Consider the following 8,109-nt stretch of genomic DNA (forward strand, 5'->3'; position numbering starts at 1 on the left):
CGTCTTACCCTCGGCAACGGGGCACCGCTACACTGCCGGCGCCTTTTCACCTCAGTAGCAGGACCTCCTCATGTCTTCCGCCTCTCCTGTTTCCCGCTATGCGCGCAGCGCCCGCTTGCTGCACTGGCTCATGGCCCTGCTGGTGCTGCTGGCCTATGTGCTGATCACCAACCGCGGCCAGTTCGAGCGGGGTTCCCTGGGGCGCCAGTGGGTGGTGCTCAGTCATTTCTGGGTCGGTCTGCTGGTCCTGGCGCTGGTCCTGCCGCGACTGCTGGTGCGCCATCGCCATCCGGTGCCGCCCATCACGCCGCCGCTGGCTGCGGGGCTCGCGCAGGTAAGCCGACTGACCCACTATGCCCTCTATGCCTTTCTGCTGGCCCAGCCGCTGCTCGGGCTGTTCACCGTCTGGCTGACCATCGGCGCGGTGAAGATTCCTTCCAGCACCTGGGCCTTGCCTTCGCCCTTTCCCGTGGATCCGGAACTGGCGAAGTCGCTCAAGGGCGTGCACCTCTGGCTCGGCCAGGCCTTCTACTGGGTAATCGGCCTGCACGTGCTGGCCGCGCTCTGGCATCACCTGGTGCGCAAGGACGACACCCTGAGACGCATGCTCTAGCGCGGATCGAGGGCGATGATGCGGTCGCGCCCGCCTTCGGCCAGCAGGTAGCCGTCGCCTCGCGGCAGCAGCGCCTGGGGTGCGCGCAGGAAGGTCAGGATGGCGCGCGGGTCTGACTGGCGATCCCAGAGCAGCAGGCGGGCGCGGTGGGTGGAGTCTTCGCTGATCCACAGGCCGCGATGGTCGCAGAGCAGAAAGCTCGGTTCGCGCAAATCGCTCAGCGCCGGCGGATCACGGCCATCGTCGCTCAGCTGGCGTACCAGGCCACGGGATTTCTCGGTATAGAAGGCACTGCCATCCGGGCAGCGGGTAAAGGACTCCGCCTCGTCCAGGTGGTCGCGCAGCACGGTCAGGCTGCCATCGGCGGCGTCGTAGCGCAGCAGGCGTCCCTCGCCCTTGCGGTCTTCCACGGCATAGAGGTGCTTGCCTTCGGCCCAGAGGCCCTGGGCGTTTATGCCGATGAACAGATCACGACTGCCAGTGGCGTCGAACCAGCGGATCGGATGGGTGCCGCCTTCCTGGCTGTAGGCGAAACCCTCTTGGTAGGGCACCAGGCCATCGGGCTTGTACAGGCCCGCGCTGAGCACGCTGCGCCGGCCCTGGGCATCGATGCGCAGCAGGCGACCCTGGCCGTCCTTGAGTTCTTCCGCGGTGAGCAGGGCGTCGCCCTGCCAGGCCAGGGCGCTGGCCTTGGCGATATCGGCATGGGCCACTTCGTAGCGCCAGCCAGGCGCGGCCTGGGCCGGCCAGAAGCGCTGCCAGGCGAGAAAGCCCAAGGCTGCCAGCAGCAGAGCGACCAGGACGAGGAGGGCGCTACGCCACAGCCGGGCCATCAGGCGGCGACAGCGGCCAGGTGTTCATGAAGGATGGCCGCGCCGATCACGATCAGCACCACGCCGCCGAGCATCTCCGCGCGCTTGCCCACAAGATTGCCCATCACCCGCCCCAGCATCACCCCGGTGGTCACCATGACCATGGTGGCGAGGCCGATGGCCAGGGCGGCAGTGATGATGTTGACGTCGATGAAGGCCAGGCCGACGCCCACGGCGAGGGCGTCGATGCTGGTGGCCACGGCGGTCAGGGCGAGCAGCAGGAAGGAGTGCTGGCGGGGCTTCTCGGCTTCGGCTTCGGGCGCGCCGAAGCCGGCCCAGATCATGCGCAGGCCAAGCACGGTGAGCAGGGTGAAGGCGATCCAGTGATCCCAGGGCTGGACGTACTGCGCGGCGGTCAGGCCGATGGCCCAGCCGATCACCGGGGTGATGGCTTCGATGACGCCAAAGATGGCGCCGGTACGCAGGGCTTCACGCAGGCAGGGCTTGTGCAGGCTGGCACCCTTGCCGACGGCGGCGGCAAAGGCATCGGTGGACATGGCGAAGGCCAGGAACATCAGGGAAGCGGGGTTCATCGTCACAGCGCCGACCGGGCTCGATCCACAAGACACCCCCGCACGCCCGGCATGGCGCGGTGATGCCTCTGGTCTCGCCAACCCTGACCGGCTGTCCTGACCACGGCGGTTGCCGAGTATGTTGATCAGAACGCTTTCCACCGCAGTGGAAGCAGGCTACTCCCCAAAGAGGCCGCCACCTTACCCATCCGGATAGAGAAAGTCTATCTTGTAGATAGTTCTAATATATATAGCCTTGGCTAAATTCCTGCTGCCAATTCGCTCGCGGATGCGCCAGGAGGCCTGCAAGGCCCGCCATAACTGGATCGCGGCCACAGCACAGGCTGCCGGGACGACCGCGGGCGGCGGACAGGCCCGTCGTCTGGTGACCGCCGGAGGTCGCCTGTGGAAGCCGACCGGAAGGTAGGCGGCCTCTTTGCCATCCGCAGCCTAGGGCGGATGGGTCCGAGCGGCGCGCTGCAAGGCCTGGGTGCGGACACCTTCGCTTGCCAACGCAGGAGCTGTCGCCGCCGCTCTCAATGATGGCGCTCTGCCGTCCCCGTTTCGTCATGCCGCTGACACTTAATTGTCACATTTCGGCAATAGCCTAGCGCCAGCCCTCACTAGGTAATGGAGCCACCATGAAACGCACGTTCAGCCTCTCTCTGTTGTTGTCGGCCTTTTGCCTGAGCACCGCCGCTCACGCCGTGGATGTCACGGGCGCAGGCTCGAGCTTCGTCTTCCCCGTTCTGTCGAAGTGGTCGCAAGGCTTCAGCGAGAAGACTGGCAACCGTATCAACTACCAGTCCATTGGCTCCGGCGGCGGCATTGCCCAGATCAAGGCCGGCACCGTGGACTTCGGCGCTACCGACGCCCCCATGAGCACCGACGACCTGCAGAAGGGTGGCCTGGGCCAGTTCCCGACCATCATTGGCGGCATCGTCCCGGTCGTCAACGTGGAAGGCATCGAGCCCGGCAAGCTGAAGCTCGACGGCCCGACCATGGCCAAGATCTTCATGGGTGAGATCAAGACCTGGAACGACCCGGCCATCGCCGCGCTGAACCCCGGCCTGAAGCTGCCTGAGGGCGCCATCACCGTGGTGCGTCGTTCCGACGGCTCGGGTACCTCCTACAACTTCACCAACTACCTGGCCAAGGTCAGCCCGGAGTGGAAGGAGAAGTTCAACTTCGGCACCACCGTCAACTGGCCGGTCGGTGTGGGTGGCAAGGGTAACGAGGGTATCGCCGCCTACGTGAAGCAGATCAAGGGCTCCATCGGCTACGTCGAGTACGCCTATGCGCTGACCAACAAGATGTCCCATGTGCAGCTGAAGAACGCCGCCGGCAACTTCGTGCAGCCCGACGCCAAGAGCTTCCAGGCCGCCGCCGCCACCGCCGACTGGAAGAGCGCCAAGGACTTCAACCTGCTGATGACCAACGCCCCGGGCGCCGATGCCTGGCCGATCACCGCCACCACCTGGATCGTGATGTACAAGGAACCCAAGAACGAAGAGCGCAGCAAGGTCGCCTTCGACTTCTTCAAGTGGTCCCTGGAGCATGGCCAGAAGGATGCCGCGGCCCTGGATTACGTCCCGGTCCCGGATGCCCTGGTCAAGCAGATCGAAGGCTACTGGGCGTCCGACTTCAAGAAGTAAACACGCCTGTCCCGCCGCCTGGATCCCCTGGGGTCCAGGCGGTTTCGCGCGTCCTTCCAGGTAGACGGAAAGCTCCATGACCGACCAGACCCTGCCCCTCTCCGCCGCTCAGGAACAGCGCATCCGCCGGGATACCCGCGCCGATGTCTGGTTCCGCCGGCTCCTGTTTTCCGCCGCGCTGCTGGTACTGCTGGTACTGGTCGGCGCCGCCGCGTCCACCCTCTGGGGCGGTCGCCACGCCTTCATGACCTTTGGCCTGGACTTCATCACCTCGGCCGAATGGGATGTCGGGGCCGAGAAGTTCGGCGCCCTGGTGCCCATCTACGGCACCCTGATGACCTCCTTCATCGCCCTGCTGCTGGCCGTGCCTACCGCCTTCGGCATCGCCCTGTTCCTCTCCGAGATCGCCCCTACCTGGCTGCGCGGTCCGGTGGCCACGGCGGTGGAACTGCTGGCCGGTATCCCCTCGATCATCTACGGCATGTGGGGCCTGTTCGTCTTCGGCCCCTTCATGGCCGCGCACATCTCGCCCTTCATCAACGACTACCTCGGCGCCATCCCGGTGATCGGCGTGCTGTTCCAGGGACCGCCGCTGGGCATCGGCATGCTGACCGCCGGCATCATCCTGGCGATCATGATCCTGCCCTTCATCACCTCGGTGATGTACGAGGTGTTCCGCAGCGTGCCGGCCCAGCTCAAGGAATCGGCCTATGCGCTGGGGTCCACCACCTGGGAAGTCTGCTGGGACATCGTGCTGCCCTACACCCGCTCGGCGGTGGTCGGCGGCGCCTTCCTCGGCCTGGGTCGCGCCCTGGGCGAGACCATGGCGGTGACCTTCGTGCTGGGCAACGCTCACCAGTTCTCCCTCTCGCTGATGATGCCGAGCAGTTCCATCGCCTCGGTGATCGCCAACGAATTCAACGAGGCCTACACCGATCTGCACCGCTCTTCGCTGATCGCCCTGGGCTTTTTGCTGTTCGTGGTGACCTTCTTCGTGCTGCTGGCGGCACGGCTGATGCTGACGCAACTGTCGCGCAAGGCAGGTAACTGATGCACATCGACGCCTATCTCTATCGCAAGCGGCGGATCAAGAACGGCATCGCGCTGATCTTTGGCAGCGCCGCCGCCGTGCTCGGCCTGGGTTTCCTGGCCTGGATCCTTGGCACCACCCTGATCAAGGGCGTCAGCGCCCTGAGCCCGGCCATCTTCGTCGAGATGACGCCGCCACCCGGCGCCACTGACGGCGGTCTGGCCAACGCCCTGTTCGGCAGCGTGCTGATCACCCTGCTGGCCACCGCCATCGGTGCACCCATCGGCATCCTCGCCGGCCTCTGGCTGGCCGAATACGCCCGCCACTCCAAGCTCGGCCTGGTGGTGCGTTTCGTCAACGACATCCTCTTGTCGGCGCCGTCCATCGTCATCGGCCTGTTCATCTACACCGCCGTGGTGGTGACGCTGAACCAGTACTCCGGCGGCAGCCTGGGCTTTTCCGGCTTTGCCGGCTCCCTGGCGCTGGCCATGCTGGTGGTGCCGGTGGTGACCCGTACCACCGACGAGATGATGCAGCTGCAGCCGCCGGCCATGCGCGAAGCGGCCCTGGCCCTGGGCATCCCCCAGTGGAAGGTGACCCTGCAGATCCTGCTGCGCGCCTCCCGCGCCGGCGTGGTGACCGGGGTGCTGCTGTCGATCGCCCGCATCACCGGCGAGACCGCACCGCTGCTGTTCACCGCCTTCGGCAACCAGTACTGGAACGCCGACGTGCTCAAGCCTATGGCCACCGTGCCGGTGACCATCTTCCAGTTCGCCATGAGTCCGTTCGAGAACTGGCAGCACCTGGCCTGGGCCGGCGCCCTGCTGCTGACGCTGTTCGTGCTGTTCCTGAACCTTTCCTCTCGCTTCTTCTTTCGTAACCGGGATTCCAAGTGACTACCATGCAGACGCAGATACCGGAACTGCAGGCGCGCGACGTCGGCTTCCGTTACAAGGGCCACCAGGCGCTCAAGTCGATCAACCTGGACATCGCGGCCAAGCAGATCACCGCCATCATCGGCCCGTCCGGATGCGGCAAGTCCACGCTGCTGCGCATCTTCAACCGCATCTACTCGGAATACCCGGGGCTGGAAGCGACCGGCGAGATCCTGATGGACGGGGAGAACATCCTCGATCCCAAGTACTCGCTGAGTCGCCTGCGCAGCACCATCGGCATGGTGTTTCAGAAGCCGGTACCGTTCCCCATGTCCATCGCCGACAACGTCGCCTATGGCATTCGCCACCACGAGCGCCTGTCCCGGGTGGAGCTTCAGGATCGGGTCGAGCAGGCCCTGCGCGGCGCGGCGCTGTGGGATGAGGTCAAGGACAAGCTCAATCAGAGCGCCCTGGGGCTCTCCGGCGGTCAGCAGCAGCGCCTGTGCATCGCCCGTACCATCGCCCTGCGTCCGCGGGTGCTGCTGCTGGACGAGCCGACCTCGGCCCTGGACCCCATCTCCACCGCGCGCATCGAGCAACTCCTGGCCGAACTCAAGCAGGAGTTCACCGTGGTCATCGTCACCCACAACATGCAGCAGGCGGCGCGTTGCTCCGACGTCACCGCCTTCATGTACCTGGGCGAATTGATCGAAGTGGACAAGACCGACAAGATCTTCACCAAGCCGGACAAGAAGCAGACCGAGGACTACATCACCGGTCGCTTCGGCTGAAAATCTCGCCGGATCTCGCAAGGCCACTCCTCGGAGTGGCCTTTTTCATGGGCGGCTGAAAAGCGGCGAGCCAGGGCCTCTGGTCGTCCTCATCCTTCCCGGTCCGCAGCGGAGCCGTTCGGAGCGGATGAATCTTTGGTTAAATTTTGCTTTAGATTCAGTGACTTGAATTAAAACCTTTATGTTCCTGCAAGCAAAACGACATCTCTTCTGCCGAGACTGACCCAGCTTTGTGACGGGCTGCACCGCCAGCCACTACCACCTGGATTGTCTTGAAAGGAGATCTGCCGATGTCTGTTAACCCTTATCGATTCACGGCGCTGTTCTCGGGCGTGCTCCTGGCCACCTGCTCAGCCACCGCGAGTGCCGCTGTCGATGAGAAACTGCTCGACATGCTCAAGGCCAATGGCTCCATCACCCCGGCCCAATACAGCGAATTGCGCGGCGACCTGCAGCAGGAACAGCAGGCGCGTGCCGCCCAGGTCGCTCAGCAGCAGAAGACCTCCGACTTCGAGAAGAAGCTGGCCTGGGCCGCCAAGACCCAGATCAAGGGCGACGTGCGGGTGCGCCACGAAAGCATCGACATCAGCGGCGAGCCGGACAACGGCCGCGACCGTGACCGCCAGCGTATCCGCGCGCGGCTGGGTGCCTATAGCGAGATCAATCCGCAGGTGAATACTGGCATCCGCATCGCCACCGGCGGTGGCGACGACGCCCGCTCCACCAACCAGGATCTGAACAACTACTTCAACAAGAAGCAGCTCTGGCTGGATCAGGCCTACATCGACTACCACCCCACGGCAGTGCCGAATCTGCACCTGGTGGGCGGCAAGATGGGCCAGCAGTGGGTCAGCACCGGCGACGTCATCTGGGACGCCGACATCAATCCCGAAGGCCTGGCCGGCACCTACAAGTACGACCTGGGCGGCGGCGCCGAGCTGTTCGGCAGCACGGGCTACTATGTGCTCAAGGACAACGTCGACGGCGAAGGCTATGAATTCAAGCATGACCTGCGCCTCTACGCCGGTCAGCTGGGCAGCCGCTTCAACCTGGGCGATGCCGCCAAGCTGATGGTGGGCGGCAGCGTCTATGCCTACGACAAGGAGCAGGACAGTGCCTGCCCGACCACTGGTTCGGTCACCGCGCCCTGCGCCCTGGCGGTCAATGGCAACACCACCGACCGCTTCCAGCTCTACGAGGGCTTCGCCCAGCTGGACCTGACCAAGCTGTGGGTGCCGCTGTCCTTCTATGGCCAGTACGTGGTCAACGACAAGGCCAACGACGGCGAAGACACCGCCTGGCTGCTGGGCGCCAAGACCAAGCTGATGCAGCGGGTCGGGCTGGAATACAACTACCGCGATGTCCAGCGCAACGCCGTGGTAGGTGCCTTCACCGATTCCGACTTCGGCAACGGCTCCACCGGCGCCCGCGGCCACAAGCTCAAACTCGGCTACGAGATCGACAAGAACTTCGGTGTGGGCCTGACCTACTTCCTCGCCGAGTCTGATACCGCCACCCGCTTCCGCCGCGATGCGGACGTCAAGACCCTGCAGCTGGACCTGGAAGCCAAGTTCTAACCACGGCCCTAGGTCGTGCTCCTCTTGAACCGCCCTCGGGCGGTTCTTTTTTGCCTGCTCGGTGGAGAGGCTCGCCTGAAAAATGTTGGGCTTCGCTGCGCTCAACCCAACCTACGCTGGAGCTGCTCTTCCCCCTATTCCTCCGGGAGACGGCTGGGGTAAGAGAAGCTTCCGCCTACCAACC

The 8,109-nt window shown here is 64.7% G+C and carries 8 protein-coding genes and 1 riboswitch; of the genes, 6 read left to right on the top strand and 2 right to left on the bottom strand.

Annotated features, from left to right (window positions below):
• Positions 1–70 precede the first annotated feature (70 nt).
• Positions 71–613, top strand: a complete 543-nt coding sequence (locus C722_RS0100810; RefSeq protein WP_017638702.1) for a cytochrome b — start codon at positions 71–73, stop codon at positions 611–613.
• Here the strand turns inward: C722_RS0100810 and C722_RS0100815 are convergent.
• On the bottom strand, positions 610–1,446 hold the full coding sequence (locus C722_RS0100815; protein ID WP_017638703.1) for a hypothetical protein: 837 nt from the start codon (positions 1,444–1,446) through the stop codon (positions 610–612). The two genes, C722_RS0100810 and C722_RS0100815, sit on opposite strands and share 4 nt — an antisense overlap.
• Positions 1,446–2,018, bottom strand: a complete 573-nt coding sequence (gene mntP / locus C722_RS0100820; RefSeq protein ID WP_017638704.1) for a manganese efflux pump MntP — start codon at positions 2,016–2,018, stop codon at positions 1,446–1,448. The genes C722_RS0100815 and mntP overlap by 1 nt, the downstream gene beginning before the upstream one ends.
• A gap of 3 nt (positions 2,019–2,021) precedes the next feature.
• Positions 2,022–2,190, bottom strand: a riboswitch (yybP-ykoY riboswitch).
• 448 nt (positions 2,191–2,638) lie between these two features.
• Between mntP and pstS the strand changes: the two genes are divergently transcribed.
• From pstS to C722_RS0100845, 5 genes are all read left to right on the top strand, one after another.
• Positions 2,639–3,652, top strand: coding sequence for a phosphate ABC transporter substrate-binding protein PstS (gene pstS, locus C722_RS0100825; protein ID WP_017638705.1), 1,014 nt, complete (start codon positions 2,639–2,641; stop codon positions 3,650–3,652).
• 76 nt (positions 3,653–3,728) lie between these two features.
• On the top strand, positions 3,729–4,703 hold the full coding sequence (pstC, locus tag C722_RS0100830; RefSeq protein WP_007160736.1) for a phosphate ABC transporter permease subunit PstC: 975 nt from the start codon (positions 3,729–3,731) through the stop codon (positions 4,701–4,703).
• Positions 4,703–5,578, top strand: a complete 876-nt coding sequence (gene pstA / locus C722_RS0100835; RefSeq protein ID WP_017638706.1) for a phosphate ABC transporter permease PstA — start codon at positions 4,703–4,705, stop codon at positions 5,576–5,578. The genes pstC and pstA overlap by 1 nt, the downstream gene beginning before the upstream one ends.
• Before the next feature lie 5 nt (positions 5,579–5,583).
• Positions 5,584–6,348 (top strand): phosphate ABC transporter ATP-binding protein PstB, encoded by a 765-nt coding sequence (pstB, locus tag C722_RS0100840; protein ID WP_017638707.1) that lies wholly within the window; start codon positions 5,584–5,586, stop codon positions 6,346–6,348.
• Between the two features lie 290 nt (positions 6,349–6,638).
• A complete protein-coding gene (locus C722_RS0100845) occupies positions 6,639–7,925 on the top strand; it encodes a putative porin (protein ID WP_017638708.1) in 1,287 nt (428 codons plus the stop codon).
• Positions 7,926–8,109: the final 184 nt, after the last annotated feature.

This window comes from Pseudomonas sp. 313 (genome assembly GCF_000316965.1).
Lineage (GTDB): Bacteria > Pseudomonadota > Gammaproteobacteria > Pseudomonadales > Pseudomonadaceae > Chryseomonas > Chryseomonas benzopyrenica.

Excerpts from the sequence above, each read along its gene's own strand:
- pstC (WP_007160736.1), top strand. The coding sequence starts at position 3,729 with ATGACCGACCAGACCCTGCCCCTCTCCGCCGCTCAGGAACAGCGCATC.
- pstS (WP_017638705.1), top strand. The coding sequence starts at position 2,639 with ATGAAACGCACGTTCAGCCTCTCTCTGTTGTTGTCGGCCTTTTGCCTG.
- pstB (WP_017638707.1), top strand. The coding sequence starts at position 5,584 with ATGCAGACGCAGATACCGGAACTGCAGGCGCGCGACGTCGGCTTCCGT.
- C722_RS0100815 (WP_017638703.1), bottom strand. The coding sequence starts at position 1,446 with ATGGCCCGGCTGTGGCGTAGCGCCCTCCTCGTCCTGGTCGCTCTGCTG.
- C722_RS0100845 (WP_017638708.1), top strand. The coding sequence starts at position 6,639 with ATGTCTGTTAACCCTTATCGATTCACGGCGCTGTTCTCGGGCGTGCTC.
- pstA (WP_017638706.1), top strand. The coding sequence starts at position 4,703 with ATGCACATCGACGCCTATCTCTATCGCAAGCGGCGGATCAAGAACGGC.
- C722_RS0100810 (WP_017638702.1), top strand. The coding sequence starts at position 71 with ATGTCTTCCGCCTCTCCTGTTTCCCGCTATGCGCGCAGCGCCCGCTTG.
- mntP (WP_017638704.1), bottom strand. The coding sequence starts at position 2,018 with ATGAACCCCGCTTCCCTGATGTTCCTGGCCTTCGCCATGTCCACCGAT.